Annotated in this window: 1 protein-coding gene; it reads left to right on the top strand. The window is 52.5% G+C overall.

Translation table 11 applies throughout. The features are described 5' to 3' along the window. Positions 1-242, top strand: a 242-nt coding sequence (locus SM753_RS20845; protein WP_323192960.1) for a DegT/DnrJ/EryC1/StrS family aminotransferase, incomplete at its 5' end; no start/stop codon positions are given. Between the last annotated feature and the right edge of the window lie 17 nt (positions 243-259).

Here is a 259-nt window from a genome sequence, read left to right as displayed (position 1 = left end):
CTCCAATCTTCGAGTCATCCTCTATTCAGAACGAGGTGGTTGAAGCCCTCCAGCGTGCAGATATCGAGACACGCCCATTCTTTTATCCGTTGCATGATCAGCCACCGTATCGAGCCCACCACGACACAACACAGTCGGTCGCGATGGAGTTGTACGAGCGGGGGGTGAACTTGCCTTCGAGTCCACTTCTGAGTGATGACGAGATTACACAGGTCTGCAACGTTATCGAAGCGGTAGTGTGATCACTACAAGAACAGCG

Source organism: Halostella sp. PRR32, from assembly GCF_034808085.1.
Lineage (GTDB): Archaea > Halobacteriota > Halobacteria > Halobacteriales > Natronoarchaeaceae > Halostella > Halostella pelagica.
Note: the sequence above shows the minus strand (reverse complement) of the source record. Positions and strands in the feature narration are given on the sequence as shown.